This is a genomic window from Massilimicrobiota sp. An105 (genome assembly GCF_002161155.1).
In the GTDB taxonomy this organism is placed as follows: Bacteria; Bacillota_I; Bacilli_A; order Erysipelotrichales; family Coprobacillaceae; genus Allocoprobacillus; species Allocoprobacillus merdigallinarum.
Window position 1 is genome coordinate 22720 of sequence record NZ_NFLY01000006.1, and the last position, 26020, is coordinate 48739.

29 protein-coding genes, 9 tRNA genes and 1 riboswitch are annotated in these 26020 nt (G+C 31.2%); of the genes, 6 read left to right on the forward strand and 32 right to left on the reverse strand.

What is annotated here, in order from left to right; translation table 11 throughout:
- Positions 1 to 143: 143 nt before the first annotated feature.
- The 3 genes from B5E48_RS02435 to B5E48_RS02445 all read left to right on the forward strand — a co-directional run bounded on the left by B5E48_RS02435 (position 144) and on the right by B5E48_RS02445 (position 1949).
- Positions 144 to 1529, forward strand: coding sequence for a VanZ family protein (locus B5E48_RS02435; RefSeq protein ID WP_087303977.1), 1386 nt, complete (start codon positions 144 to 146; stop codon positions 1527 to 1529).
- Between the two features lie 263 nt (positions 1530 to 1792).
- Positions 1793 to 1869, forward strand: a tRNA-His gene (locus B5E48_RS02440).
- A gap of 6 nt (positions 1870 to 1875) precedes the next feature.
- Positions 1876 to 1949: transfer RNA gene (locus tag B5E48_RS02445), tRNA-Gly, on the forward strand.
- A gap of 536 nt (positions 1950 to 2485) precedes the next feature.
- Here B5E48_RS02445 and B5E48_RS02450 read toward each other — a convergent pair.
- Positions 2486 to 2926 carry a hypothetical protein gene (locus B5E48_RS02450; protein ID WP_087303978.1) on the reverse strand — a complete coding sequence of 147 codons (441 nt, stop codon included), beginning with the start codon at positions 2924 to 2926 and terminating at the stop codon, positions 2486 to 2488.
- A gap of 177 nt (positions 2927 to 3103) precedes the next feature.
- Between B5E48_RS02450 and B5E48_RS13565 the strand changes: the two genes are divergently transcribed.
- Positions 3104 to 3271, forward strand: a complete 168-nt coding sequence (locus B5E48_RS13565; protein WP_158095637.1) for a hypothetical protein — start codon at positions 3104 to 3106, stop codon at positions 3269 to 3271.
- 232 nt (positions 3272 to 3503) lie between these two features.
- Here B5E48_RS13565 and B5E48_RS02455 read toward each other — a convergent pair whose 3' ends face one another.
- The 4 genes from B5E48_RS02455 to nrdD all read right to left on the reverse strand — a co-directional run bounded on the left by B5E48_RS02455 (position 3504) and on the right by nrdD (position 6183).
- On the reverse strand, positions 3504 to 4208 hold the full coding sequence (locus tag B5E48_RS02455) for an endonuclease/exonuclease/phosphatase family protein (protein ID WP_087303979.1): 705 nt from the start codon (positions 4206 to 4208) through the stop codon (positions 3504 to 3506).
- Positions 4209 to 4240: 32 nt separating this feature from the next.
- Positions 4241 to 4555 carry a YolD-like family protein gene (locus B5E48_RS02460; RefSeq protein ID WP_087246116.1) on the reverse strand — a complete coding sequence of 105 codons (315 nt, stop codon included), beginning with the start codon at positions 4553 to 4555 and terminating at the stop codon, positions 4241 to 4243.
- Complete coding sequence (locus B5E48_RS02465; protein ID WP_087246118.1) at positions 4545 to 5798, reverse strand: Y-family DNA polymerase; 1254 nt, start codon at positions 5796 to 5798, stop codon at positions 4545 to 4547. Before B5E48_RS02465 ends, B5E48_RS02460 begins: the two co-directional genes overlap by 11 nt.
- 94 nt (positions 5799 to 5892) lie before the next feature.
- Positions 5893 to 6183, reverse strand: a complete 291-nt coding sequence (nrdD, locus tag B5E48_RS02470) for an anaerobic ribonucleoside-triphosphate reductase (RefSeq protein WP_479684557.1) — start codon at positions 6181 to 6183, stop codon at positions 5893 to 5895.
- Positions 6184 to 6306: 123 nt separating this feature from the next.
- On the opposite strand from nrdD, the gene B5E48_RS02475 reads away from it, so the two are divergent.
- The gene (locus tag B5E48_RS02475) at positions 6307 to 6753 is read left to right on the forward strand and encodes an S-ribosylhomocysteine lyase (protein ID WP_087303981.1); all 447 of its coding nucleotides are present in this window, start codon (positions 6307 to 6309) and stop codon (positions 6751 to 6753) included.
- 87 nt (positions 6754 to 6840) lie between these two features.
- Here the strand turns inward: B5E48_RS02475 and B5E48_RS02480 are convergent, their stop codons facing one another.
- From B5E48_RS02480 to B5E48_RS02580, 20 genes are all read right to left on the reverse strand, one after another.
- The gene (locus tag B5E48_RS02480) at positions 6841 to 7800 is read right to left on the reverse strand and encodes a Gfo/Idh/MocA family protein (protein ID WP_087303982.1); all 960 of its coding nucleotides are present in this window, start codon (positions 7798 to 7800) and stop codon (positions 6841 to 6843) included.
- Positions 7801 to 7896: 96 nt separating this feature from the next.
- Positions 7897 to 8253 carry a hypothetical protein gene (locus B5E48_RS02485; protein ID WP_087296722.1) on the reverse strand — a complete coding sequence of 119 codons (357 nt, stop codon included), beginning with the start codon at positions 8251 to 8253 and terminating at the stop codon, positions 7897 to 7899.
- Positions 8250 to 8756 (reverse strand): LytTR family DNA-binding domain-containing protein, encoded by a 507-nt coding sequence (locus B5E48_RS02490; RefSeq protein WP_087303983.1) that lies wholly within the window; start codon positions 8754 to 8756, stop codon positions 8250 to 8252. The genes B5E48_RS02485 and B5E48_RS02490 overlap by 4 nt, the downstream gene beginning before the upstream one ends.
- Positions 8753 to 10123, reverse strand: a complete 1371-nt coding sequence (locus tag B5E48_RS02495) for a UbiA family prenyltransferase (RefSeq protein WP_087303984.1) — start codon at positions 10121 to 10123, stop codon at positions 8753 to 8755. Before B5E48_RS02495 ends, B5E48_RS02490 begins: the two co-directional genes overlap by 4 nt.
- Positions 10124 to 10252: 129 nt before the next feature.
- Positions 10253 to 11287, reverse strand: a complete 1035-nt coding sequence (locus B5E48_RS02500; RefSeq protein ID WP_158097249.1) for an NAD-dependent epimerase/dehydratase family protein — start codon at positions 11285 to 11287, stop codon at positions 10253 to 10255.
- A 184-nt stretch (positions 11288 to 11471) separates the two neighbouring features.
- Positions 11472 to 12293, reverse strand: coding sequence for an Mrp/NBP35 family ATP-binding protein (locus B5E48_RS02505; protein ID WP_087296764.1), 822 nt, complete (start codon positions 12291 to 12293; stop codon positions 11472 to 11474).
- A gap of 55 nt (positions 12294 to 12348) precedes the next feature.
- Positions 12349 to 13209, reverse strand: coding sequence for a YitT family protein (locus B5E48_RS02510; protein ID WP_087304019.1), 861 nt, complete (start codon positions 13207 to 13209; stop codon positions 12349 to 12351).
- A 93-nt stretch (positions 13210 to 13302) separates the two neighbouring features.
- Positions 13303 to 15174, reverse strand: a complete 1872-nt coding sequence (locus B5E48_RS02515) for a heavy metal translocating P-type ATPase (RefSeq protein WP_087303986.1) — start codon at positions 15172 to 15174, stop codon at positions 13303 to 13305.
- Positions 15175 to 15256: 82 nt separating this feature from the next.
- Positions 15257 to 15475: a cation transporter gene (locus tag B5E48_RS02520; protein WP_087244546.1), complete on the reverse strand. Its 219-nt coding sequence runs from the start codon at positions 15473 to 15475 to the stop codon at positions 15257 to 15259.
- A gap of 17 nt (positions 15476 to 15492) precedes the next feature.
- Positions 15493 to 15840 carry an ArsR/SmtB family transcription factor gene (locus B5E48_RS02525; RefSeq protein ID WP_087303987.1) on the reverse strand — a complete coding sequence of 116 codons (348 nt, stop codon included), beginning with the start codon at positions 15838 to 15840 and terminating at the stop codon, positions 15493 to 15495.
- A gap of 685 nt (positions 15841 to 16525) precedes the next feature.
- Complete coding sequence (locus tag B5E48_RS02535; protein WP_087303989.1) at positions 16526 to 16705, reverse strand: hypothetical protein; 180 nt, start codon at positions 16703 to 16705, stop codon at positions 16526 to 16528.
- 140 nt (positions 16706 to 16845) lie between these two features.
- Positions 16846 to 16919, reverse strand: a tRNA-Gly gene (locus B5E48_RS02540).
- A 5-nt stretch (positions 16920 to 16924) separates the two neighbouring features.
- Positions 16925 to 17007, reverse strand: a tRNA-Leu gene (locus B5E48_RS02545).
- Positions 17008 to 17014: 7 nt separating this feature from the next.
- A tRNA-Lys gene (locus B5E48_RS02550) sits at positions 17015 to 17090 on the reverse strand.
- Positions 17091 to 17097: 7 nt separating this feature from the next.
- A tRNA-Thr gene (locus tag B5E48_RS02555) sits at positions 17098 to 17173 on the reverse strand.
- Positions 17174 to 17182: 9 nt separating this feature from the next.
- A tRNA-Val gene (locus B5E48_RS02560) sits at positions 17183 to 17258 on the reverse strand.
- A 3-nt stretch (positions 17259 to 17261) separates the two neighbouring features.
- A tRNA-Glu gene (locus tag B5E48_RS02565) sits at positions 17262 to 17337 on the reverse strand.
- 7 nt (positions 17338 to 17344) lie between these two features.
- A tRNA-Asn gene (locus tag B5E48_RS02570) sits at positions 17345 to 17420 on the reverse strand.
- An 84-nt stretch (positions 17421 to 17504) separates the two neighbouring features.
- On the reverse strand, positions 17505 to 17846 hold the full coding sequence (locus B5E48_RS02575; RefSeq protein WP_087244542.1) for a hypothetical protein: 342 nt from the start codon (positions 17844 to 17846) through the stop codon (positions 17505 to 17507).
- 47 nt (positions 17847 to 17893) lie between these two features.
- A complete protein-coding gene (locus B5E48_RS02580) occupies positions 17894 to 19093 on the reverse strand; it encodes an aminotransferase-like domain-containing protein (RefSeq protein WP_087303990.1) in 1200 nt (399 codons plus the stop codon).
- 102 nt (positions 19094 to 19195) lie between these two features.
- On the opposite strand from B5E48_RS02580, the gene B5E48_RS02585 reads away from it, so the two are divergent.
- Positions 19196 to 19534: a hypothetical protein gene (locus B5E48_RS02585; protein ID WP_087244540.1), complete on the forward strand. Its 339-nt coding sequence runs from the start codon at positions 19196 to 19198 to the stop codon at positions 19532 to 19534.
- A 10-nt stretch (positions 19535 to 19544) separates the two neighbouring features.
- Here B5E48_RS02585 and B5E48_RS02590 read toward each other — a convergent pair whose 3' ends face one another.
- From B5E48_RS02590 to hprK, 7 genes are all read right to left on the reverse strand, one after another.
- Positions 19545 to 20417, reverse strand: a complete 873-nt coding sequence (locus B5E48_RS02590; RefSeq protein ID WP_087303991.1) for a MerR family transcriptional regulator — start codon at positions 20415 to 20417, stop codon at positions 19545 to 19547.
- A gap of 79 nt (positions 20418 to 20496) precedes the next feature.
- The gene (locus tag B5E48_RS02595) at positions 20497 to 21240 is read right to left on the reverse strand and encodes an amino acid ABC transporter ATP-binding protein (protein ID WP_087303992.1); all 744 of its coding nucleotides are present in this window, start codon (positions 21238 to 21240) and stop codon (positions 20497 to 20499) included.
- Between the two features lie 8 nt (positions 21241 to 21248).
- A complete protein-coding gene (locus tag B5E48_RS02600) occupies positions 21249 to 21971 on the reverse strand; it encodes an amino acid ABC transporter permease (protein WP_087303993.1) in 723 nt (240 codons plus the stop codon).
- 3 nt (positions 21972 to 21974) lie between these two features.
- Positions 21975 to 22802, reverse strand: a complete 828-nt coding sequence (locus tag B5E48_RS02605) for a transporter substrate-binding domain-containing protein (protein ID WP_087244535.1) — start codon at positions 22800 to 22802, stop codon at positions 21975 to 21977.
- 64 nt (positions 22803 to 22866) lie between these two features.
- A riboswitch (Lysine riboswitch) is annotated at positions 22867 to 23036 on the reverse strand.
- 91 nt (positions 23037 to 23127) lie between these two features.
- Entirely contained in the window at positions 23128 to 24189 is a 1062-nt protein-coding gene (locus tag B5E48_RS02610) for a GTP pyrophosphokinase (protein WP_087303994.1), read from the reverse strand.
- An 89-nt stretch (positions 24190 to 24278) separates the two neighbouring features.
- Positions 24279 to 25088, reverse strand: a complete 810-nt coding sequence (gene lgt, locus B5E48_RS02615) for a prolipoprotein diacylglyceryl transferase (protein WP_087303995.1) — start codon at positions 25086 to 25088, stop codon at positions 24279 to 24281.
- Positions 25085 to 26020 (reverse strand): HPr(Ser) kinase/phosphatase, encoded by a 936-nt coding sequence (hprK, locus tag B5E48_RS02620; protein WP_087244532.1) that lies wholly within the window; start codon positions 26018 to 26020, stop codon positions 25085 to 25087. The genes lgt and hprK overlap by 4 nt, the downstream gene beginning before the upstream one ends.

Genomic DNA, 26020 nt, shown 5'->3' on the forward strand with positions numbered 1-26020 from the left:
TATTTTATCACAACATTAAGATAATCACTATCCGCTTATATCATATCACACGTGATTTTGACAGAATGATACAAAAATGATTTTTGATATATGACTTATATATGTTATAATGTTCACCAACACATGAGTAAAGGAGAATATAAATGCGATTATCTGAATTTTTAAGATTAGCAATTCCTTCAGTTGGAGTAGCCTGCTTTATTGTAGGTATTCTGGCTATTGTTTATTTGGCTTACATCTTCAAATCAAAAAAATATCAACAAACACCGCTAGATATCAAAAAACTTATTTATAGAGGATTATTGATAGGCTATATTTTAGTTGTCATAATAGCAACGCTAGGTCGTCCAAGCTATTCTTTTGATATGAAAGCCAGCACTGAATTATTTAGCTCATATAGACTCGCTATAAATCATTTTGATATGCGTGAATGGCGTAATATCATTTTAAATATATGTATGTTTATACCTTTAGGATTCTTATTACCACTTGTATTTTCAAAAATGAAGCATTGGTGGATGACTTACATAGCTGGAATCCTTTTGACACTGTGTATTGAACTTACACAATTGTTAACCAATCGTGGTATATTTGAGATAGATGATATTTTGAATAATGCTTTAGGATGTATGATAGGTTTTGGGTTCTATTCTCTAGGACGTTACATCTATCAAAAATATAAAAAGCATCAAACAAATATGATACATACACTTCTGGCTCAAATACCTCTCCTATTAACAATCATTGCGTTCTCTACTATATTTATTTCCTATTCCAAACAGGAATTAGGCAATCTGCAACAAAACTATTATAAAACCGTTGATATGTCACATATTGAAGTGACTAGTCTTATTCCATTATCTGATGAGACATCTTTGCAAGATGTTTATAAAACCAAACAGTATACACAAGATGAATGTTATGATATCATTCAACCTTTTTTCAACAAGTATGGATTAACTATTGATGATACTCAAACAGATATCTATGATGAAACTATTTATTTCTATTCTCAAAACAGAGAAATCCTAGCCAATATTGATTATAGTGGTGGAACTTTCCATCTTTGGTATACCAATGAATCAGATACACCACAAGACAATTTAACTGAACAAGAAGTTAAAGACATTATTCAAAAAGAAGGCATCCAGATTCCTCAACAAGCCACTTTTACATCATTAGATGATGGACAGTACATATTTGAAGTTCAAGATATCGTTGATCATCAATACCTCAATGGCTCTATTTCTTGTCAAATCAACGCAAATAAATCGTTTATCTCTTTAGGTTATGATTTAAAAACCTATGATTTTTATAAACAATTTCCAATCATTTCTCAACAACAGGCTTTTGAACTTATAAAAGATGGAAAATTCAATCAGGATTGGATGATGAGTTTGGATCAGGAAATCATTATTCATTCTGCAAACCTCATCTATGTTGAAGATTCTAAAGGTTTCTATCAGCCAGTCTATTTATTTGGAATAGAAAACGATCAAATCATCTATATTCCTGCTATTCAATCATAACGCAAAAAAATGATGAATTCTTCATTGAGATATGATCCCTATATAAAGAAGACATCATTTATATATCACGATTACATATTTCAAACTATTTAACAAACTCTCATTTCTTATATAACTATCAAATTTTTAACGAGATTCTCACTTATAACACTTCTTATTTTCATACTCAAATAAAATAATTTTGAAAAAATAAAAAAATAACTTTACAAATGCTTTAAAATCTTATATACTTGTATTTGCCTGATTGAGGTATACAAGATCTGGCGGTCGTGGCGAAGTGGTTAACGCACCGGATTGTGGCTCCGGCATTTCGTGGGTTCGATTCCCATCGACCGCCCCAGAGTATGCGGGTGTAGTTCAATGGTAGAACTTCAGCCTTCCAAGCTGACTACGTGGGTTCGATTCCCATCACCCGCTCCATATGTAAAGTTAAACTCCTTATGAAAATAGGGAGTTTTTTATTTATATGATAATCAATCTTATTTCATTGTTTTTTAGATTTCTTGATGTTAACATACTTTTTTTATATAATCACGTATAAAAAGAATACTGGAAAATGTTCAAATTCATTATCTTACAGAATGAAATAGATATCCATGGATTGAAGTGTTTATCACTGAGGATATACCAATATTTTATACTTTGAAATATTTAGAATAATAAGAGTGAACTTGAAAATATTATAGAAGTTATCATTAAAATATGAGGTTGAATAGCTCAAAAAATAAGTTATAAATTTAAACAGCTATAAATATTTTTAAATAGTAAAAAAAGAGTCATAAGAATTATTTCATAATATATTCTCGCCCCTATTTAATTAAATATATATGATTTTATCTTCACTTTGAAATAATATCAAAAATATAAAAAGTATACCTCAGTATAAAAAATAATACCAAGATATACTTTTAAAACAACTTAAATACACTGTTTGTATCATTATATGATTTCATTTTTTATGCTGTATCCTGTATCAAAAACAAGCTCTTTATATTTAAAGAATAAATAATCAACAAACTATCCTGCTCACGTTGTATGTATTTCCAGCAATAAGTTGAATTGAAATCAATTTTTTGTTTATCTGGAATACTACAATCGTTCATCAAATTAATAACAGATTTTTCCAATTCATTATTTTGAGTATAATCACAATCAGTTAATAGACTTGTATCATTCTCTAATAATTGATATCTAGAATATCTTATGCCTTCTCCATGAAAGGAATCTTGATTATTCCATTTATAGACACATTTTGTCTTTGATGGCAATTTAATATTCCAAAAACTCTCATACATTTGTATTTCATTATTCAATGATATATTTTGCATAATCATCATAAATACAAGTATTATAGATACTATTATAAAAACAAATATCACCATTCTTTTTGACTTCATCAATATCTTTTCACCTCTAAAAAGATTCAGTTTATCAACTATGATTATACTATAGCCATGCTATTCCCATCTTTCTAATATAGTTAAGTTAAAATTAATTTTATATAAACTTCTATTTTAACTATTGATTTATTGGTGAAAATTATATATGCTTTATTTAAGATTGAGGTGATAAAGATGAAAGAACATCATTACATTGTATTTGGTCTATGCTTTTTTATATTCATGTTAGGGAAACTTCTCATCACTTTTATTCCTGGAAATGAAATAGCCAATGCCATTTTATTTTCAACAGCTGTTATTGTAGCCACAATGTATTATTTTCATAGAAAAGACCTTGATTAATCATGATATTTTATATGTTATCAAAACATAATTCATATCACATAAACTATAAATTCCAATAATCAAAACAACATAAAAAGTATATCTTTATATAAATAGAGATATACTTTTATTGTGCTTTCATATCCAGAAATATTTATAACTTTATTTTCATTTATTATAAAACATATTTCATATAACTATGACATAAAAATACTATTCACACATCAATCCTCTCATAATCTTATTTATTTCAAGATTTATCTTTCTTACAATTGAGAATCATAGCACAATGATCTGTAAAAGCTAATGTTCTCATATCAATAATGATATCTATCAAATGAATATCTGCTTTTGCTAATACATAATCTATATGTGTATTGCCTACAAATGTTCTATAGAAGTCACCTTGATGTGCCTTTTTCTTTTCACCTTTATAATCAATATAATAAGCTTTTTCTTCTTTTAAACCTTTTTCCCATAAATCAGAATATTCTTTGTCATTTATTAAATTGTCTATCACTTTCCAATTTTTAATCTGTAAATATTTTCTATGTGCATTAAAATCACCACATATAATATCGCAGCCACTTTCTTGAATGATTGACAATAAAGAATCTATATCATCTTGTAAAGGCAAATGCAGACCGAATATAGACCAATCATCATTTTTTATTTTCACAAAACGATTATTATAATGAAAATGATCTATATTTACTTTTTGCCATGTATCGTCCTTACAAAGAGCAACTGTTAAATAAATTGTTTTTTTAATATTTTCAATTTCCTGATATAAATTAGGTGATATCTTATGCGTATAACATGTAACCTCATCAGCCAAAGACGATCTTACTTCCTGTAAAATCACAACATCTGCCTGATACTCTTTTAAAAACTCATTGAGACTTCCATCTATCAGATATCGAAACATATTCATATTTAATGTTATTATTTTCATATTTTATCACCCTAATATCATTATACAATAAATTAAAAAGAAATATCTCTAATATCATAAAATTCAATTCTTTGATCATCAATAAATAAGACTTTATGATATTCTGCATCTATTTTTGTAATCATTCCTTGTAATGTCTGATATTGCTGGTGTGTATAATAAACAATTTTCACAGACATACCTTTTTGAAGCTGTTGAAATAAACGATTCAATCTTTCACATTCATCTTCCATTAATTCTTTTTTATAAACAGGTTGTCTTTCCTTTTCATGAAGATATTCTCTAAATCCACGTAAAGAATCAAATGGTTGAAATTCTACTGCATCATCATGATTTTTATTCTGCATTATGTCCTCCTATTAACTGATGTCGCTGTTTTGCAGTGGCTTTATCTAAAACATTCATCGCTTTCAAAACAGCATTCTTGCCATACTTATTTTTAATTTGAATAATAGATTGTTGTAACTGTCTTTCTTTCAGTACTTCTTCATAGTCAGTAAACAAGTCATAGGCTTCATACCTTTCATCAATAACTTGACCAAAACCAATAGAAATCTTTCTAATCTTTTGACTTTTAAATGTTGTAGACTCAAATAAGTCAATAAACTCCTTAACCAACAGACGATAAGAATTTGTCACAACTGAAATTTTACGACTACCACCCGTAGACGGAAGTGAAGCATCAACATATCTAATATGTAAAGAAATATGATTGGTCACAAGTCCCTGTTCAACCAGTGTTAAAACATTATCCTCCACCATTTCTTTTAAAACCAGTAAAGCATCCTGATCACGATATTCTCCAAATAGAACCTGTCCATTGGATATAGAACGATGCTGTGGCTGATAATTTTTAATTTGTTGAATAGTTACAGGTTCTTTGCCCCAAGCATGACGAATTAAAAAACGTGCATTCACACCAAACTCTTTATACAAGATATCTTCAGGACAATGTGCTATTCCTTTCATATTGACAATGCCTAATTTATATAAACGCTTGGCGATTCCTCTGCCCACTTGCCAAAAATCTGTGAGTGGCGTATGTTCCCATAATGTCTTTTGATATATTTGTTCATCCAAATAAGCCATATGACTTTTGACATGCTTGGCGGTAATATCTAAAGCCACTTTAGCTAAATAAAGATTCGTTCCAATACCACATGTAGCTGGAATTCCCGTTGTTCTATAAACATCATCTATAATCATCTGTGCTATTTCTTGAGCGTTTTTATGATAGAAATTCAGATATTCTGTGACATCTAAAAAAGCCTCATCAATAGAATACACATAAATATCTTCCTGACTTAAATATTTTAAATACAAGCCATAAATATTGGCTGAATATTCCATATAAAGTTTCATCCTTGGTTTAGCTACAATATAATGAATATGCTTTGGTATTTCAAATAAACGACATCTATTTTTCACTCCTAACTCCTTCATATGTGGAGAAACAGCTAAACAGATTGTACTCTTTCCTCTTGAGATATCCGCAACAACAAGATTGACCTTGTAAGGATCTAGCCCTCTTTCTACACATTCTACCGAAGCATAAAAGGTTTTAAAATCAATGCATAAATAATATCTCATACACAACTCACCACCTGACAAAGTTATTATACAAAATAAAAGTTGCATAATCAATGTATTTTATGCAACTTCTCTATACAATATTTTCTATTTTTTAAACTTGATGTTTCACACGATCATGTTCCTCGGCTCTTTTGGCATCATTAAAGCGATCCAATGTTCCTACCAAATAACCTGTAATACGTCGAATTCTTTGAATAGGTTCTGGCTGTAAACAATAGTGAAGATCAACAAATTCTCCATCTACTGTTAATGTTAGGGATGTTAAAGTTTCATGAGGATATTTCTGTTTGACATATTGGATATATTCCTTAATTTCATCTTCACTCATTTCACCATTCAAAACTTTAACATCAACATGATCAATAACTTCTTTCATACACATCACCTTCTCTTTATTTTATTATAGAAAATAAAATTCTAAAAAACAAATGAAATGAATGTTTCATCCTTGAAAAAATGAAAGGAACTATTATACAATAGGAATGAAAAAGTGAGGTATGAATATATGAAAAGAATTACAAGTTTTAGTGTTGACCATACTCAATTAAAAAAGGGGATTTATATTTCAAGAACGGATGATCATCTGACAACTTATGATATCAGAATGTGCGAACCTAATGTTGATGAGCCTTTAGATCCTAAAGCTGCTCATACAATTGAACATATAGGGGCAACACTTTTAAGAAATGGTATCTATAAAGATAAGATTATTTATTTTGGTCCTATGGGTTGTATGACTGGGTTTTATCTCATTACAAAGGATTTAGATTTTGAAACAGTTAAAACATTAGTCAAAACGACTTTTGAACAGATTGCCTGTTGGAATCAAGATATACCTGGTGCGAAAAAAGAAGAATGTGGAAATTATACTTATATGGATTTAACCAAAGCAAAACAAGCTGCTCTCTTTTTTATAAACAGTTCATGGGAACATGAATATCATTATCTTTAAAAACACAAAGAATCTAAAAGAATAAATATCATTCTTTTAGATTCTTTTATTTGATATCCTAACATCATTATCAAAATAACATACTTTTTAACCATCTTTTTGAAAACTCTGTCGAATTTTTTCAATCATATCAATACAATCAATAGAATCCTGTAAACTCATACGTGGACTTTCTGTAAGCTTCGCTTGTAAACAACGATGAACTTCTTCAATTTCACCAAAGAAATCATCATTGATATAAGGTTTTTCAATCTGACGCGCTGTTCCAGTGGCATCAATAATTGTAGCCTGTATAGGACGATAAAAAGGCTGTGCTAAAATTGTTCCTTTGGTTCCTCTGATTTCTAAGATAGGATCTTTCTTTTCATCAAAAGCCATTTCCATCAAAGCTTTTTGTCCACTTTCAAAAGTGATTGTTACCTTTTCATGACTATCAACGCCATAACGAAATTGCACCTGAGAATTAATTCTAGCAATAGGAGAGTGAATATAATCCAAAGTGCTGGCCACATTATAGCTGCCAACATCATTGAGAATACCACCTTGTTCTTGATCAAACAAATAATGTCCTTCTAAATAATCCCTGTCATAACAAAAGCGTGTTTCAACACTTAAGATTTCACCAATTTCTTTATTCTCTAAACAATCCTTAATATCTTGAATCAAAGGAATAAAACGTGTTTTCATGGCCTCCATAAAAAATGTTTGATTCTTGATTGCTTCCTGTTTTAAATCTTCCATTTGCCATTTATAAAGTGTTGCTGGTTTTTCACAAAGAACAGCTTTATGATGTTGTAAAGCTCTTTTAGCCCAACGATAATGATCAATATGCCTCATTGCCAAATACACAGCATCTACATTTTCATCATTTAATAAATCTTCATAATCATGATAAACCTTAACATCTGGATGTTCTTTTAAAAATTCCTCACATTTGCTTTCTGTATAAGAAGCAGCTGCATATAATTGACCATTTGTACTCTTTTCTAAACTTTTTATAAAACGTTTGGCAATATTTCCTATTCCCAATATTCCCCATTGAATCATATAGCCTTACCTCCATACATTCATTATACACCTTCCCTATCTATTTTGGATATAATTTATACAAGAATAAAACTGATTCAAGGAGATTCTACATGCTTATAATGATTTATTCATTTGATAATAGCGCCAACCATCTCGACATATATAAAAGAGAAGAAACAGTATAATAGCACTATAATATAAAGATTGTAAATAAGCCACTAACATGATGGCAACAAGACATAGAAAAGCCATGACTTTTTGAATCTTAAAACGATGTATATAAACTTCTTTAAACATTTGCCAGGCTTCTAACAAAATCGTTAAGCAGGCTGATAAAATTAGACAATAAATCAGGCTCTTTTGAAAAGCAGAGGAATAGCTTGTATAAAGGTATCCCTGTCCTAAGAGATTTCTTATAATAACCAGATAAATAAAGCTGATGCCATAATGAATGCCTATTCTCTCTTTCATAAAGTATCCCTCCTTAACGCTTCCATAAAATCCTTTACATAATAACGTGTCAATAACAGCTTTTTTTGACTTTTTAAAGTCAGAATATATCTTCTTTGAACCTCTGGTATAATACTTTCTATCTTATGAATATTGACCAAAGTTGATTTATTAATTCTCACAAAACCATAAGGTTTCAGTTTTTCCTCTAATTCATAAAGCTTCTGATAGATCTGATATTGAAGATGTTCACTATGGACAAAAGCTTCCTGTGAATAACCTTCAATAAAATCAATCTGTTGAGGTAAAAGTTTGTATTGTTTTTCATCAGCATAACAGAGAACATATTTTTGATGCAAACTCTGTAAATATAAAATCAAATCTTCTATATGTTCCATAGAAAAGTAATAACACATACCTTCATAATCAAAACCTTTTTCTACAATGACAATATCTAACTGCTGATATTCTCTTAGCATAGATTTTAAAGTATCAAGATGATCGGGTGCACATATGATTTTCATAGGACTTCCTCCAATTCACAGATGTAAGAATCAATAACCTGATTATTTTCATCTCGATATTTTATTTTTAGTTTTGATAAATGATCTAACGGCTGATGAATAAAACGTTTATTGAAGAAACGTTCATAACGATTTTGATCAAGAGCATTAGTATACATCAGAATCAAGTTTTCTTCTTGATTTTCATTGACTGTATAAAACAGAATATCTGTTATCTGATCTTGATTTTGTTTTAATGTTATCTGTGGTGGTGGATCAGTGATAACATTCATATCATATTTCAGGTTTTCCATACAGATATTTTCATCTTCATAACGATAACTATGAGATGAAACTTGTTCTAAAGTCGACATCTGCTGATAATAACACTCGCCATTTTGATTATAAAGTTTTAATACAAAATTGAAGGCATCTGTATAATCTTGAATATTTTGAATCTCACTATAACGATCATCTTGAACACAAACACCTACATAACCTGGAAATGGTGTCGTTTCTCCTTCTTCATATTCAACAGTCTGAAACGGTCCTGATGAAGAGACAATGACCTGATCATAATTCAAAATCTGATATTCAACTTGACTTAAGTCTTTGAATAAATCCTGACGAATATAGATTTCAATCGGTGTATAGGATACACTTTCTCTTCCCAAAAACAGTGTGCTCTGTTGTTCTTTTCGATAACCAAAAGGCAAGATTTTATAATCTTCTTCGTTCACTTTTAAATAGTATGATTCTTCATATAAAACTTCCTGTTGGATCTGTTTTGAAAAGCCATCTTTCATATAAACAATACCTAAAAGACTCGCTAAAGAAAGAACAATAATGATTGCTTTTTGATGAAATGAATAGGATAAAGATTGAACATGGATTTGAATATAATCTTCTTCTAAAAAATGATTGATTTTGACCATATGATATAAAACCATAATCAAAACTATTTCTAAAACAACCATGAAAAAGATAACTATGGGCATAAACGATTCTTCATTTGTTTTCAAAATCAATTCACCCAACAATAAAGTGATCACATAAACTGTCAAATATATACGATAGCTATATCTATATTTTTTTAAAGCAGGATAATCAACAGCTATATGATCAATCCCTATATAGACAAATGCCAATGCTAGTAACCAAATCCACTGGTTGAAAAAATACAATTGAAACAGTTCCATTACAAAACTGACTATCCATAATCCTAAAGATATCAACAGTTCTCTTGATTTCACTCTTCTAAAAACAATGACAATTCCCACCATAATAATCATCATTGATAAAGCATCTGGAAAAAGTTCTATGCTATTGATTGAAAACGAAATACCTAGAAGCAACCAGAGCCCTAAAGCTATGATACCGATTCCCATCCTACTCACCTCTTTCACTTATGATTATACATGATTGCATGAAAAAATGGTTAAATATTCTCTCACATAGCCAAAAACCTATCTCAGTTGCCAAATATGATGATACAAAAAAAGGGATTGAGCCAATCCCTAAAAATGTTCTTTTATTTCTTGTATAAATTTTTGATAAGCATCAATCACCTGATCACACCATTGATCAAATGTTTCATCTTTAACTTTCTTTTCTGGATGCTGTTCCATATAGTCAAGATACATCTTCAACCCTTCCCGAATCATAATATGATTTTGAAAATCAGGAATATCTCTTTGAATTTTTGACATATCAAACAGACATGAATATTGCTTATCTCCTAGAATTGATGATTCAATATCATAAGTTTGAGAGAGTGCTAATGTATCACTGGCAATATGAATGATTTTTGGTTCTTTGTTTAATAAGGCATATAAATCACGATAAATCATATCCCAGTTCACCACAACAGGATTAATATTATGATAAGCCTGACCAATTGTCTTTTCATTATTAATCAGTTGAATAAAATTATAGGCAAAATCCTGATTATGAGTACAATGCCATGTGCTCTTACCATCACCATGAACAATGACTGGCTTATCATTTAAAATACGATCAACCACACTCCAACAGCTTTTTCCTTTGACACTTAAAGGAATACGATCATATCCATAAGTTTGTGAAGGACGAACAATCGTAATAGGAAAACCAAATTCTTCATAAGCTTTCATAAAGATTTGTTCACATTTTGTTTTCTCTCTTCCATATTCAGAATAGATATTATTTTGTTCATGTGATTCATGAATCATCACAGCTGTTTCATGATTATAAGTCACAACTGTAGATATAAAGATATATTGTTGAATCTTCCCTTTAAATAACTGAATTTGTTTAATAGCTTCTTCTGGCTTATAGATAATGAAGTTACAAACAATATCAAAAGAATAATCTTTTAAAATTTCTTCCATTTTTGCAGTATCATGAAAATCACAGATTATCTGATGAGCATGTTCAGGTAAAGACTTATGTCCACGATTCATAACGTATAATTCAATATCCTGATTTTGACTTAATGCTTCACATATAGGCAGAGATATTGTACCTGTTCCACCAATTAATAAAACTTTTAAAGGTTTCTTTGTAAGTATCATCTTATTCATCTCCATTTATTTTGATAATTTTATTATATCAATAAAATGAATCCTTGAAAATCTTTTTTAAAATTCTATGATTCATCATATTCTCTGACTTTTATCCCATCTTCTTTTTATCAAAAAGAGGTCTATAACCTCAATAAACATCAAAAATCAGTTTATGACATGTTATAGACCTTTTTTAAAAGTTTTTCACTTTTTCTTCAAATTCATCTAACCAATCAGATGAATAGTTTTCAATCATTCCCATATCAGAAAGTTGTGTTAATTCACTATCTAAAGGTAATTGCCCTAATATCTTTAAATCATATTTATCTGCCACATCTTGTAGATGACTTTTTCCAAAGACAAAAATCTTCTTTCCACAATCAGGACATTGCACATAACTCATATTTTCCACAATACCTAAAATAGGAACATTCATTTTCTTTGCCATATTAACAGCTTTAGAAACAATCATGCTGACAAGTTCCTGTGGACTTGTCACAATCACAATACCATCTAAAGGTAAAGATTGGAAAATTGTCAAAGGGACATCTCCAGTTCCTGGAGGCATATCTACAAACATATAATCCACTTCTCCCCATCTGACATCACTCCAGAATTGTTTAATCATACCTGCTAAAATAGGTCCTCGCCATACAACAGGTTCTTCTGCATTTTCTAATAAAAGATTCGTTGACATGATCTCAATACCTTCTAAAGATTTGGCTGGAATAATTTCTTCTCCATTAGAATAAATCTGTGTACCTTCAACACCAAATGTTTTCGCAATTGATGGTCCTGTAATATCACCATCTAATACAGCACAACGGTATCCTTCACGCTGTTTTAAAACAGCCAACAAAGACGTAATAGATGATTTTCCTACACCACCTTTACCACTGACAATTCCAATCACTTTATGTATTTTTGAATTTTTATTCATTGGAGCTAAAAAACTTCTTTCTTCACAATCTTCCTGACATGATTGACAATCATGATTACAGTCTTGACTACTCATAATATAACCTCCACATTCCTTTCTATTATAACCTATCTGTCTTTCTTTTTCACTATTATGACTCAATATATTCCTTTTTAAAGGTAAATCCTCTTCCTTTCACCTCGTTCACCTTGCTGACAACCATAAAAGCATGTTCATCAATATTTAAAACCAGATAATTTAATTTCGGTAATTCACGGTTAGAAATCACAGTCATAATCACAGGATATTCATTTTTCATATAACCTGAAATAGATTTTAACATCGTTGTTCCACGATCAAGTTCATGAATAATCATATCATTAATTTGTTCATATTCCTTAGACACAATCATCACTTCTGTCTGTGCTTTTCCAACGACCAGAACTTTGTCTAAAACAATGGTATATGTCGCCACCAAAACAATACCATAAAGAACCATTTCTCGATCGGTATAAAAGACCTGCATTAATAAAATCAAGAAATCAAAAGCATACATAGAAACGGATACCGGTATTCCTGTCTTTTTATTAATAATCAATGGTGGAATATCCATTCCCCCTGTGGAAGCATTACATTTAATAACAAGTCCAATTGCTACACCAATCATCACTCCACCAAGCAATGCAGCGAGTAATGGATCAGTTGTCATTTGGGTATAACCTATTGTTTTTTCAAAAACACTTAAAATCAATGGATAATAAAAAGTACTAATTAATGTTGTTAAGGCAAAGGTTTTACCTAAAATCAGTAACCCAAGTAAAAACATCAAAATATTAAAGATAGATAAAAATAAAGTCATAGGAATTCCTAATAAATGCTGTGCACCAATGGATAATCCTGTTGATCCACCTGTAATCAGTCCATTAGGAACAATAAATAATAAAACAGCTAAAGCATATATCGTATTTCCAATAAGAATTCCTATAATATTTCTTATGAATTTATAATTCATCACATACACCCTTTCTTCACAAGGCACTATTATATCACTTCAAAATCTAAAAAAAAAGATAACAGATGGACTTTCTGTTATCTTCCATTTTTATCAAATTCGTAAAGCTCTCGTCGCATTAATGACAGCAATGACCATCACACCAACATCCGCAAAGATAGCGAGCCACATATTAGCAATACCAAAAGCACCTAAAATTAAACAGATAAATTTAACAGCTAAAGCAAACACAATATTTTCTTTGACAATTCTTAATGTTTTTAATGAAATTTTCATAGCCAATGAAATCTTAGCCGGATCATCATCCATCAACACAATATCAGCTGCTTCAATCGCTGCATCACTACCTAAAGCGCCCATCGCAATCCCAATATCAACACGTGATAAAACTGGCGCATCATTAATACCATCACCAACAAAAGCTACTTTTTCTTTTTCACCTTTGTTTTGTAGTATTTCTTCAACTTTTTCAACCTTATCAGCTGGTAAAAGTTCACTATAAACACGATCAATACCAATCTCTTCAGCAACCTTTGTCGCAGTCTGTTTTGTATCTCCCGTTAACATAATCGTTTCTTTGATTCCTTGTGATTTTAAAGACTGAATCGCTGCTTTTGAGGTTTCTTTAATCACATCAGAAATCACAATACATCCTGCATATTGATTATCTATGGCCATATACACAACTGTTCCTTCAGGATGTTTTTCCGTAATATCTACACCTATCTTATTCATCAGTTTTTCATTACCAGCATAAACATCATGTCCATGAACAGTTCCACGAATACCATGTCCAGCAATTTCTTCAATATTATGCACAGCATCTCTATCCAATGATTGTCCATAAGCCTTTTGTAAACTTAAACTGATTGGATGACTTGAAGCCATTTCCACATGAGCTGCATAATACAATAACTGTTGCTGATCATAATTATCAGTTGGATCAATATGCGTTACTTCAAAAACCCCTTTTGTCAGTGTTCCCGTTTTGTCAAAAACAATATATTTGGCACTGGCAAGAGCTTCGAGATAATTTGAACCCTTCACCAAAATTCCTTTTGTTGAAGCACAACCAATGCCACCAAAGAAACTGAGTGGTATAGAAATAACCAAAGCACATGGACAACTGATAACGAGGAATGTTAACGCACGAATAATCCAATCAGCCCATGAGGCATCTTTCCCCATCAACATCAAAACAACAGGTGGAATTATCGCTAATGCCAATGCACTATAACAAACTGCTGGTGTATAATATCTGGCAAACTTAGTAATAAAGTTTTCTGAACGTGACTTTTTCATACTTGAATTTTCTACCAAATCAAGAATTTTAGAAACTGTTGATTCACCAAATTCCTTTGTTGTTTTCACTTTAATTTCACCAGTCATATTAATAAAACCACTGATGACTTCATCGCCGCAATGTGCATCTCTTGGCACACTTTCCCCTGTCAAAGCACTCGTATTAAATGTTGTATTTCCTTCCACAATAATCCCATCAATAGGTACTTTTTCTCCAGGATTGACAATGATTTCACTGCCAATTTCCACTTCATCTGGATCTACTTTTTGAAGCTTACCATCTATCATCATATTAGCATAATCGGGACGAATATCCATTAATGCGGCAATATTGCGACGACTCTTTCCTACTGCAACACTTTGAAACAATTCGCCAATCTGATAAAACAGCATGACAGCGACACCTTCACGGAATTCACCTAAACACATAGCGCCTACAGTCGCAACAGCCATCAAAAAGTTTTCATCAAAGACTTGTCTTTTCAATATTCCTTTGATAGCTTTTCTTAAAATATCATACCCAATAATGAAATAAGGTATCAAATAAAAAATCACTTCAATATACAAGTTTAAAGAAACATATGAAGTTAAAATCATGATTCCAATCATGAATACTAAAGATAACAGAATTCTATAAAGAACTTTCTTTTGTTTTTTATTCATCATAACACTCCCATTCATTTTAATATATGTTCATTTATTCATATATCAATCAAATAAATATCCCTTTTCAAGGGAATTTATTCTATAAATAAATTTCACAGTCATCTTCTACGACTTTACAATTCTTATAAGCTTTTTGCATGACTTCATCAATATTAACTCCATCTTCAAATTCAACTTTTAGTTTTAAAGTCATAAAACTTAAAGTTGCATCTTTCACACCTTCTGTTTTTTTAACAGCTTCTTCCATTTTAGCTGCACAGTTTGCACAATCTACATCAACTTTATATGTCTTTTTCATCTTCTTTTTCCCCTTTCTTATTCTTCTACATGTTCCATACCCATAGACATGATTGTTCTAACATGATCATCATCTAATGAGTAAAAAATAACCTTTCCTTCACGTCTGAATTTAATCAATTTACTATCTTTGAGAACTCTCAACTGATGACTCACTGCTGATTGACTCATTCCTAAAACTAATGCGATATCTCCTACACATAATTCACTTTCAAACAATGCATAGAGAATCTTGATACGTGTTGTATCCCCAAAAACTTTAAATAAATCAGCTAATTCATATAAATATTCATCATCCGGCTGTTTATCTTGAACTCGCTTGACAATATCTTCATGAACTTCTAAATTTTCTTGATTCAATCCCATAACATCATCCTTTCAATGAACATATGAACACTTCTTCATATATAAATATATTACTATTATTCTTCTTTGTCAATAAAAACTTTACATAAATTTGATAGATTTGATTCTTCTCTTTCTGTTAGTATCATAGTAGATAAAATATTAAGAATGGAGTGAAGTTTTATGCTAAAAAAATTAAAAATTGGGCTCATATGTTTAATAATAGGAGAAATCATATCTTGGATTGTTTCTTTTGTTACTTTACCATCTTTTATTCATGGTTTTCTATTAGGTCTATCAGTTGGTTTAAAACTCATTAGTATCATTTTCATATTTATCATCATTATCAATTACCCTAAAGAAAGCAAACAATAACACAAATCATGTTATTTCTTCATTTCGTTTCCCATTCTTCATAAAGAATCTCATTTTTCAAAAAACTATAAATATGAAACATAAAAGAAGTCAAAGATAGAGACTTGTTAATATCTTGACTTCTTTATTGCTGAATACTATGAATCGTTCAAAAATAAGAAACGTCTTTTCATAAATGTGCTACTAATCAGTGAATCATTTTTACGCCCTTTTCCAAACAATCTTTTTATCTAATAGCATTATAAGCAAAATAAGATCCATTATAAAAAGATTCCAATATATATTTTGCATTCTATTTTATTTTTGAGTTCTCTTAACATCTTAAGTTGTTTTAATTAGAATGATAAGACGAATTATCAGAAACTTTTATAAGTGAACTACTATAAGACTGAAGTCTATCCAAATAATTTAATGGAAATTGTTTTAATAACATATACCTTTTCAGATTCTTTTTTAACATTTCAATAGTATCGCTTCTTTTTAACTTCAATTTTTTTACTGAAACATCCATATATCAATCCTCCTTTTGAATTTAGGCACAAAAAAACTATGTTGATTACAACATAGCTTATAGCCGAACCACTGTTATTGAGTTTGCCAAAATAGATATTTAGTTGATATACTCTACATTTTTTTACTCTATTAATCAAATGGAGCGGGTGATGGGAATCGAACCCACGTAGTCAGCTTGGAAGGCTGAAGTTCTACCATTGAACTACACCCGCTTGTCTGGTGCGGATGACAGGACTTGAACCTGCACGCCGAAGCACTAGATCCTAAGTCTAGCGTGTCTGCCAGTTTCACCACATCCGCATATAAATGGTGACCCGCAGGCGACTCGAACGCCTGACCCTCTGATTAAAAGTCAGATGCTCTACCTACTGAGCTAGCGGGTCAAAAACATGGTGCCGGCTAAAGGACTTGAACCCTCAACCTACTGATTACAAGTCAGTTGCTCTACCAATTGAGCTAAGCCGGCATAAAAAAATGGTGGAGGTTAACGGGCTCGAACCGCTGACCCTCTGCTTGTAAGGCAGATGCTCTCCCAACTGAGCTAAACCTCCATATGGTGACCTGTACGGGATTCGAACCCGTGAATGCATGCGTGAAAGGCATGTGAGTTAACCGTTTCTCCAACAGGCCACAAAAATGGCGCTTGAAGTAGGACTCGAACCTACGACCGATCGGTTAACAGCCGATTGCTCTACCAACTGAGCTATTCAAGCATTTTTGATTGCCTAAATATATTATCATATCATTTCATGTAATGCAAGTCTTTTTTTAAAAAAAAATAGAAGTCATTTTGACTTCTATAAATATTCTCCATTTTTACCCCAATTTTCAAACTCTTGAATTGAAAGATATTGCTGTTCCACAGGTATTTTTGTTATACGTTCAATTTCTTTTAATAATTTTTCAGCAAACTCTTTTTTATATTGATAATCTGTTGTATGAAAAAGCTGACAAGATATTTTCATACATTCCATTTCCTGTCCTCTAAAATACATGACTTGATTATCTTCAATATGAATCATTAAGTTTTCTTCTTTTTTATTAGGTAAAATAGAAATTAATTGACCAGCACTTTCTTTTAATGCTTTTTCTTGATTTAATGTTAATGTTTTTGTTGTTGTAAATGTTATATACGGCATACTATTTTTCCTCCCATTTATCCATTATATATAAACAGCTTTAAAAATTATGACGAAATAGATAACATTTCATATGTTATTTCACCTAAAATCTTCACTCCTTCTTTGATCTTTTCATTGGTTGGTGTTGAATAATTCATTCTAAAACTATGACATTCTTTCGTATCATCATCTAAGAATGCATTTCCTGGTACAACTGCCACATTCTTTTCCAAAGCTTTTTTCACAAATGTCAACATATCAACACTTTCAGGCAATGTCACCCAGATAAACATTCCACCTGTTGGTATTGTATATTGAACATCCGGATGAAAATGTTTTTTCATTTCATCAAGCATTAAGTGACATTTTTGTTTATAAATCATTCGAATACGTTCAATATGTGCATCCATATCATAATTTTGAAGATATCGTGCCATAACTTTTTGAGCCCAAAGATTAGAATGAACATCACTGGCCTGTTTGGCAACTGTCATTTTTTGAATAATCGCTTTTGGTGCTATACAACAAGCCACACGCATTCCAGGCGCAATAATTTTAGAAAGACTTGCTGCATAAATAACCAATCCATCTTCATCCAGTGATTTTATAGAAGGAATAGCTTCACCTTCAAATCTTAAATCACCATAAGGATTATCTTCTAAAATAAGAACACCATTGTCTTTAGCTAATTTTAAAATTTCTTTTCTGACTTCCAATGACATTGTCATTCCTGTTGGATTTTGAAAATTAGGTATCAGATACATAAATTTTGGTTTTGGCTCCATTTGTAAAGCCTGTTTTAAAGACTTTAAATCTAATTGTCCATTTTTATATTCAATACCTCTTAAAACAGCACCTAATGATTTAAATGCATTTAAAGCTCCTAAAAAACTAGGATTTTCACAAATCACAACGTCACCTTCATTACATAATATTTTAGCCACAAATTCCATAATCTGTTGTGATCCAGAAGTAATTATCATTTGATCATCAGCTTTCATAACCTGTTCATGACGATTAAAAAAGTGTGTCGCTGCCTGAATCAATTCCTGATCTCCTTCAGTAATTCCATACTGTAAAACACTAATAGGCTCATTAGTCAATATATCTGCAGATATTTTTTCAATTTCTTTAACTGGAAATGCTTCCGCTGATGGATTTCCTCCAGCAAAACTAATCATCTTTGGATCAGATGTTGCCTTTAATATTTCTCTAATTGCAGATGCCTTTACATTTGACATACGTTTTGCAAATTGATATTCCATCATAAAACCCCCTTATCTTATTGTTTATTATAAACCAATTTCATGAGAATAACTAGATATTTATCTCAACTAGCGATATAATAGATATAGGTGGTGATAGAAATGCAAGTTATTGTCGTTGTTTTAAATAAACTTGACTGTTTAGATGATTTGCTTGCAAACTTAAAAAGAGCCGGGGTACGTGGTGGAACAATCATTGAATCTACTGGTATGATAAAGACAATAGATGATTCTGATGAAAGCTATCTTTTAGGATCATTACGTTTGTTCTTAGAAAATCCCCGTCCTGAAAGTCGCACTATCTTTTTTATCGTAGAAGATGGTCAGGTAGATTTAGTCAGAAAAACAGTTGATGAATCAGTTGGTGGCATTGATAATCCAAATACAGGTATTGTTTTTGGATTACCTCTTACATTTGCAGATGGTCTTATAAAAAAATAAAGTTTCGGCTTTATTTTTTTATTAACCGAAACTTGGAATCATAATAAAGATGAAGTTCCTGACAAACTCTTTGATTGAAATCCATGAGTTGTTGATAATATTGATGATACTCATCTGATAGTTCACACATGGCTGGTATCAAAATATCATAATACCCACTATCTCTTAATCTGATCTTCATCTGACGATTTGGATAACTCAGTATACGATACCACCATTTTTGTTGTAACTCATAGTTTTTGATAACCATTTGCTTAATAGATTCATATGCATCTTCTTGATTCATCAATTGATTTTTATATACATTGACATCATGCCATACTTGTTTGAGCTGCTTTTGATTTGTTTTAGAAATCCACATCAAAAAGCGATACGTCCATGGAATTTTGATATGAAAATGATCCCAAAAATCAATAATACGATCATAAGCATTCTGTTGTTTTTGTGTACGAATATGAATATGAAGATAAGGTAGAAAATGCTCATAGAACATATCAAAGAATGGCTGAGGAATATTGTCAGACATGATTTGACATATATCATCCAATGAAAAAGAGTCATCTGTATTGTCACTTTCAATAAAATGATATAACTGTTTTAAACTTTCTTGTTGATAAGAAAGTTCTTTTTGTCTTTGTTTATAAATCTGTTGAAGATATTCTTTTTTCTTATCAATATCTAAATCTAGTAAATAACGGATATCTGCAATAGAGATAGACCAGCTACGATACAACATAATTTCGTTTAATCTTTGAATATCTTCGTCACTGAACTCACGATATCCATTATGATTTTTATAAACATGAAGTAACTGTTGTTTTTCATAATAATAAATGGCTTTTTTTGTCACATGACATTGACTGCAAACTTCCTGTATTTTCATATCTCATTTCATCTCCCATTTTCATCATAAACTATCCCCTTAGGTCAATGTCAACAAAAAAAGTATCATTTCTGATACTTTATCCATTTGCTTTTAAATAACGTTTTAAAAATGTTCGTGTACGTTCTTCTTGAGGATGTTCGAAGATTTGTTCTGGTGTCCCTTCTTCTGCAATCACACCCTGATCCATGAAAACAACACGTGTTGATACATCTTTCGCAAATTCCATTTCATGAGTGACAACAATCATTGTCAAACCTTCATCAGCGAGTTCTTTCATAATATTCAAAACATCGCCAACCATTTCTGGATCCAATGCACTTGTTGGTTCATCAAAAAGCAAAACTTCAGGACTCATACATAACGCTCTTGCGATAGCAACCCTTTGTTTTTGCCCACCTGATAATTGTACACTGCTTTTATTTGCAAAAGCACTCATACCCACTTTTTCTAAATATTTGAAAGCCATTTGTTTCGCTTCTTCTTTATTTCTTTTTAAAACCTTGATTTGTCCAATCATACAGTTTTCTAATACTGTTAAATTGTTGAATAGATTAAATCCCTGAAACACCATACCAACTTTAGAACGATATTGATTCACATTGAAGTGACGATCTAAAATATCCTGGTCATGATATAAAATATGTCCATCATCTAATCTTTCTAATAAGTTAATACAACGTAATAATGTTGATTTTCCACTTCCACTTGAACCAATAATTGTCACAACTTCACCTTTATGTATATCAAAATTGATATCATGCAAAACTTCTAATTGCTTAAATCTCTTTTTTAAATGTTGTACTTGAATAATTGTATCCATAATATCTCCTAACTGCAAAAGTCCTTGCTTTGTTTTTCAGAATTCAATCTTTTTTCGATATAATTTAAAATAAAGGTACTGATCGTTGTTAAAAATAAATAAATGATTGCAGCAACCAAGAAACATTCAATATATTTCATATTTGATCCTGCCACAGATGTCGTCTGAAAATATAATTCTGTTACAGAAATAACATTCAGCATAGAACTGTCTTTGATATTAACAATCAACTGGTTCCCAATTGATGGAAATGTATTTTTAATAGCTTGTGGAAAAATCACTGACATAAGTGTCTGACTTGTTGTCATTCCCAAACTCTTTGCAGCTTCACTCTGTCCTGCATCAACAGATTGAATACCTGCACGAATGATTTCAGCCATATATGCTCCTGTATTAATAGAAATAATAAACAATCCAGCAACTAAAGGAGTCCAATTGAAAGCAGGCTTTAATAAATAATATAAAAACATAGCCTGTACCATCATAGGTGTTCCTCTAAATACCCAGATATAAAAACCTGTAATCCATTTTCCTAAGCGTTTGAATAGACGACTGACTGTTGAATCATAATCATTGATTTCAATAGCTCTTATACCCCCTACAACTAACCCTATAAGAAAACCACAAACAGTTCCTACAACAGCATATAATAAAGTAATTTGAATACCGTAACTGAACAGAGACATATTTTCAACAAATATTTCCCATGCTTTTGCAAAATCAATACTCATAAATTATTCTCCTGCTGGCTGTCTATCAACAGCTTCAGTCATTAGTTGTTTTCTTTCATCTACCGTAATCTTATCTAAAGATGCCTGTACCTGTTTAAAGAATTCACTGTCTCTTGTTCCTTCTTTTAAACCAATAGATACTGTTGTATCACATTCAAAACCTTTTCCTTCATCAAAATGTACAATTGTTAAATCTTTATTGGCTGCAACAACACCTTCAGCAACAGCCATTTCTGCAGTGATTCCATCAACATCTCCCTGTTGTAAAGCAACAACCATTTCAGGATAAGTAGCTTTTGCTGTAGCATGATGAACACCTTTGATCTGATCAATGACATCATCATAGTTTGTTCCTTTTTGCCCAACAACATTTTTACCACTGAATTGTTGAATATCTGTAAACTTCGCTTCTTCACCATCTTTACGTACAATCATAATCATACCTTCGCTATCGTAATATGGTGTTGTAAAATCAATACCTTCTTCTCTTGTTTCATTCGCTGTCATTCCAGCAATAATGGCATCAATTTCACCAGATTCCAAAGCCACTGTTAATCCATCCCATGATATTTTCTTAATCACCAATTCTTTTCCTAAATCATCCGCAATTCTTTTGGCAATCTGTACATCATATCCATCTGCATATCCAGCATTACCTAATGATACTGTTGTATCACTTTCCTGACTTGTCTGCCAGTTAAATGGTGCATAAGAACATTCCATTCCCACAACAAACTGATCTTTATTGGCTGATGCCTGTTCACCACCGCCACATCCAAATAAAGTCATTGCCATTGCCATAGCCACTAAAACTTTTCCTAATTTTTTCATATAAACCCTCTCTTTCTATAAACACATAAAATAAAAGCCGTGCTATTAACACGACTTTAATGACCATATTAATAGCGCCTCTTCATTTTCATGAAGGAGTGTTATGAGTATTTCCCATAACCCCAAGATAGAGATTTGCCAATATCTATCTTTCGGCAATGATTACCTTTCCCATTCTTCTTCGTTTGCCAACTCCAAATGGTACTCTGATACACTGCTGCCTCTAATTCTTTTATTTTACGTTCTTTATGCTATACTCTTTTTCATGTCTTGTCAACTTTTTTCACATTTTTTCATAAAAAAATATGAATTCCTGCTGATTTTTTTAAGATACAGTCATCTGTTTTTCTTCAATAATTCCTTTTAACGTCTGTAATCGTTCAATACTTTCTTTGGTAAAGATATCTTCTGGATCTGCTGATCCTTCATTTGCTAACATAACAAGTGAAATCCAAACCAAAACATTATAAATATTAATCTTTTGATTTTCTTTATTGTTTTCAATACGTTCACGTGAAATCCATTCAATCTCTTTCATATGATTTTCTACAAAATCATCCAATTCATTAATATACGTATATCCCATATAATGGAATCTTTGAACCAGTCGAGATTGTGAAATCAGTTCTGAATCTCTTTCAAACTGAAATTGAAATTCTGTATGCAATTTTTCTAAAATATTATTAATGCGTGGTGATGTATTGACATATTGCGCCAATGAATTGGCATTGATATCTGTTTTTAAAACTTTTTCAATATGCACAATACCCTTATTATATTCATCGACTTCCCTTGCAATCTGTACAAATTCTTCATCTAACAATTCTAATGATGCTGAAAGACGTGTTAATCGTCTACGAATATCTTTAGGAATTTCATACTGTGATTTGTATCCTAGCCCATGTTCTATTTCTGCCCATGAATGTTGTAATGTCGTACGAATCTGTAATTCAAAAATAATATCTTTATACGCAGAATACTCAATCAATTGACATCTTTCATCATTAAATTTAATTAACAGATGCAAAGAATTATAACCAAAATCAATACGATCATCATAATTTTTCTTTCTTTTATCATTATATTCTACAATATCAAAATTTTCTTTTACACAATCATAAATACGATCAACATCATTTTCAAATAAAGTAATAATACGACAAGCCACAACATCTGTAATTTGATGAATGTCCGTATATTTATTCTTATACGTGATTTTTTTCATTAATGCGCCTTCGCTTTTAATCCTAATCGCCATATTAGAAATACGAAAATGATGGGTATCAATAATACGTGTAAAAATATCTTCAATATCATGTTTCAAAGAACGATAAACGTCCTGATTATCATGATATTGTTTAATAATTTTCTTTGCAGAGTTATGCATAAAATCACCTCATATTTTCATTATACGCTCCTTATATGAAATATTCATGAACAAAACACATAAGAAAAAAATGTGGCTATATACCACATTTAACTCATATCAATGTAATGGACTTCTTTTCCTTTTAAATGAACATAAATAATTCCAATAAGACCAGTTATAATAAAAGCAATTGAAATCAATTGAGCCATACGAATTGGTCCAAACATAAGACTATCTGTACGTAATCCTTCAACTGGGAAACGCACTAAACCATAGAATAGGAAATAACTAAAGAATTGAACACCCTGGTGTTTTTGAAATCTTCTAATCACAAACACAATAAGCAAGAAAGCCATTATATTTCCCATTGATTCATATAAAAATGTAGGATGATGATATGCCCCATTCATATACATATTATCAATAATGAATTGTGGAAGATGCAAAGACTGTAAAAATGATAAGCTAACTTCTCCTCCATATGCTTCATGATTGAAAAAGTTTCCCCATCTTCCAAGCGCCTGGGCAATCAATACGCCAGGCATAATGGCATCACCAGCCAGTAAAAATGGAATATCATGCTTTTTAAAGAAATAATAACTATAAATCAGTCCTGCAAAGATTCCACCTTGAATAGCTAAACCGCCATGCCATATCGCAAAAATCTCTAATGGTTGAGAAGCATACATTTCATCAAAGGTAAAAATAACATACCAGATTCTAGCACCGACAATTCCAATCAATAAGACTGCAAAGAAATAATCGGATAAAATCTCTTTAGAATACCCTAATTGTTTAAAACGGTATTGCCCTAAAAAATATGCAATACATGCACCTGTGAGAATACAAACCGCATACCACTGAATATGGATTGCTCCAATAGTGACAAAAGTTGAAAAATCTTCAAAGAATGTCATGATGATTTACTCTTAATATTGTCAAGAATACGATTGACAAATTCCTTGCTTGAATCAAATCCAGAATCTTTAAGTTGCATATTCATCACAGCTGCTTCTATAATAGCAGACATACTTCTTCCACCAGTTACAGGCACGACAATCTTAGGAATTTGGATACCCAAGATTTCTTCCATAACGTCATCTTCTTCCATACCAATTCTTGTATATTCACGTGATGGAAGCCAACGTTCCAACTGAATAATTAAATCAACATGATCTTTTGGTAATACTGAGGCGACCCCAAACATCTTAGAAACATCAATAACCCCAATACCTCTGATTTCTAATAAATTGCGTAAAACTTCAGGAGCACGACCCACAATTCCCTGACCAATATGATAAAGTTCAATAGCATCATCAGCAATCAAAAAATGCCCACGTTTAATTAACTCTAATGCAATCTCTGATTTTCCAATACCACTATCACCACGAATCACAACACCTTTACCATAAATATTTAAGAAAACACCATGCATCAATGTTTCAGCAGCTAAAGCTTCATCCAATGTTCCTGTTAAATCAATGGAAACACGTCCTGTCGCCTGTGTTGTTTCAAAAATTGGAAAATTTCTCTTGATTGCAATATTTTTCAAAATTTCTGGACATGAATATCCTTTCGCAATAATGATACAAGGTGTTTCATCATTGGCTAATTTAGAAAAACATGCAAGTTGTGATTCTTTGCTCATTTCTTTAACGAAAGAAATTTCTTTTTCTCCAAATAATATAATTCTTCTAAAATCTGTATGTTTAAAAAATCCTGCCAATTCAAATCCTGGTCGATTCATTTCTGGCACAAAGACTTCTCTTTCCAAAGCTGATTCATCACCTGATATCTGATGAAATAAAGCTGGTTTCAATAAATCTTTGATTTTCACTGACTTTCCCAT

Excerpts from the sequence above, each read along its gene's own strand:
- B5E48_RS02500 (WP_158097249.1), bottom strand. The coding sequence starts at position 11,287 with ATGATACTTACAAAGAAACCTTTAAAAGTTTTATTAATTGGTGGAACA.
- B5E48_RS02435 (WP_087303977.1), top strand. The coding sequence starts at position 144 with ATGCGATTATCTGAATTTTTAAGATTAGCAATTCCTTCAGTTGGAGTA.
- hprK (WP_087244532.1), bottom strand. The coding sequence starts at position 26,020 with ATGGGAAAGTCAGTGAAAATCAAAGATTTATTGAAACCAGCTTTATTT.
- B5E48_RS02480 (WP_087303982.1), bottom strand. The coding sequence starts at position 7,800 with ATGATTCAATGGGGAATATTGGGAATAGGAAATATTGCCAAACGTTTT.
- B5E48_RS02490 (WP_087303983.1), bottom strand. The coding sequence starts at position 8,756 with ATGAAAATCATATGTGCACCCGATCATCTTGATACTTTAAAATCTATG.
- B5E48_RS02460 (WP_087246116.1), bottom strand. The coding sequence starts at position 4,555 with ATGCAGAATAAAAATCATGATGATGCAGTAGAATTTCAACCATTTGAT.
- B5E48_RS02465 (WP_087246118.1), bottom strand. The coding sequence starts at position 5,798 with ATGAGATATTATTTATGCATTGATTTTAAAACCTTTTATGCTTCGGTA.
- B5E48_RS02610 (WP_087303994.1), bottom strand. The coding sequence starts at position 24,189 with ATGCATAACTCTGCAAAGAAAATTATTAAACAATATCATGATAATCAG.
- B5E48_RS02450 (WP_087303978.1), bottom strand. The coding sequence starts at position 2,926 with ATGAAGTCAAAAAGAATGGTGATATTTGTTTTTATAATAGTATCTATA.
- nrdD (WP_479684557.1), bottom strand. The coding sequence starts at position 6,183 with ATGTGTATGAAAGAAGTTATTGATCATGTTGATGTTAAAGTTTTGAAT.
- B5E48_RS02505 (WP_087296764.1), bottom strand. The coding sequence starts at position 12,293 with ATGAGTAGTCAAGACTGTAATCATGATTGTCAATCATGTCAGGAAGAT.
- B5E48_RS02535 (WP_087303989.1), bottom strand. The coding sequence starts at position 16,705 with ATGGATGTTTCAGTAAAAAAATTGAAGTTAAAAAGAAGCGATACTATT.
- B5E48_RS02520 (WP_087244546.1), bottom strand. The coding sequence starts at position 15,475 with ATGAAAAAGACATATAAAGTTGATGTAGATTGTGCAAACTGTGCAGCT.
- B5E48_RS02595 (WP_087303992.1), bottom strand. The coding sequence starts at position 21,240 with ATGGATACAATTATTCAAGTACAACATTTAAAAAAGAGATTTAAGCAA.
- B5E48_RS02580 (WP_087303990.1), bottom strand. The coding sequence starts at position 19,093 with ATGGAATATCAATTTGCAAAACGTATGTCAAATGTAAAGGCATCTGCA.
- B5E48_RS02585 (WP_087244540.1), top strand. The coding sequence starts at position 19,196 with ATGCAAGTTATTGTCGTTGTTTTAAATAAACTTGACTGTTTAGATGAT.
- B5E48_RS02575 (WP_087244542.1), bottom strand. The coding sequence starts at position 17,846 with ATGCCGTATATAACATTTACAACAACAAAAACATTAACATTAAATCAA.
- B5E48_RS02510 (WP_087304019.1), bottom strand. The coding sequence starts at position 13,209 with ATGAATTATAAATTCATAAGAAATATTATAGGAATTCTTATTGGAAAT.
- B5E48_RS13565 (WP_158095637.1), top strand. The coding sequence starts at position 3,104 with ATGAAAGAACATCATTACATTGTATTTGGTCTATGCTTTTTTATATTC.
- B5E48_RS02495 (WP_087303984.1), bottom strand. The coding sequence starts at position 10,123 with ATGGGAATCGGTATCATAGCTTTAGGGCTCTGGTTGCTTCTAGGTATT.
- B5E48_RS02590 (WP_087303991.1), bottom strand. The coding sequence starts at position 20,417 with ATGAAAATACAGGAAGTTTGCAGTCAATGTCATGTGACAAAAAAAGCC.
- lgt (WP_087303995.1), bottom strand. The coding sequence starts at position 25,088 with ATGACATTCTTTGAAGATTTTTCAACTTTTGTCACTATTGGAGCAATC.
- B5E48_RS02525 (WP_087303987.1), bottom strand. The coding sequence starts at position 15,840 with ATGGGATTGAATCAAGAAAATTTAGAAGTTCATGAAGATATTGTCAAG.
- B5E48_RS02515 (WP_087303986.1), bottom strand. The coding sequence starts at position 15,174 with ATGAATAAAAAACAAAAGAAAGTTCTTTATAGAATTCTGTTATCTTTA.
- B5E48_RS02600 (WP_087303993.1), bottom strand. The coding sequence starts at position 21,971 with ATGAGTATTGATTTTGCAAAAGCATGGGAAATATTTGTTGAAAATATG.
- B5E48_RS02605 (WP_087244535.1), bottom strand. The coding sequence starts at position 22,802 with ATGAAAAAATTAGGAAAAGTTTTAGTGGCTATGGCAATGGCAATGACT.
- B5E48_RS02475 (WP_087303981.1), top strand. The coding sequence starts at position 6,307 with ATGAAAAGAATTACAAGTTTTAGTGTTGACCATACTCAATTAAAAAAG.
- B5E48_RS02485 (WP_087296722.1), bottom strand. The coding sequence starts at position 8,253 with ATGAAAGAGAGAATAGGCATTCATTATGGCATCAGCTTTATTTATCTG.
- B5E48_RS02455 (WP_087303979.1), bottom strand. The coding sequence starts at position 4,208 with ATGAAAATAATAACATTAAATATGAATATGTTTCGATATCTGATAGAT.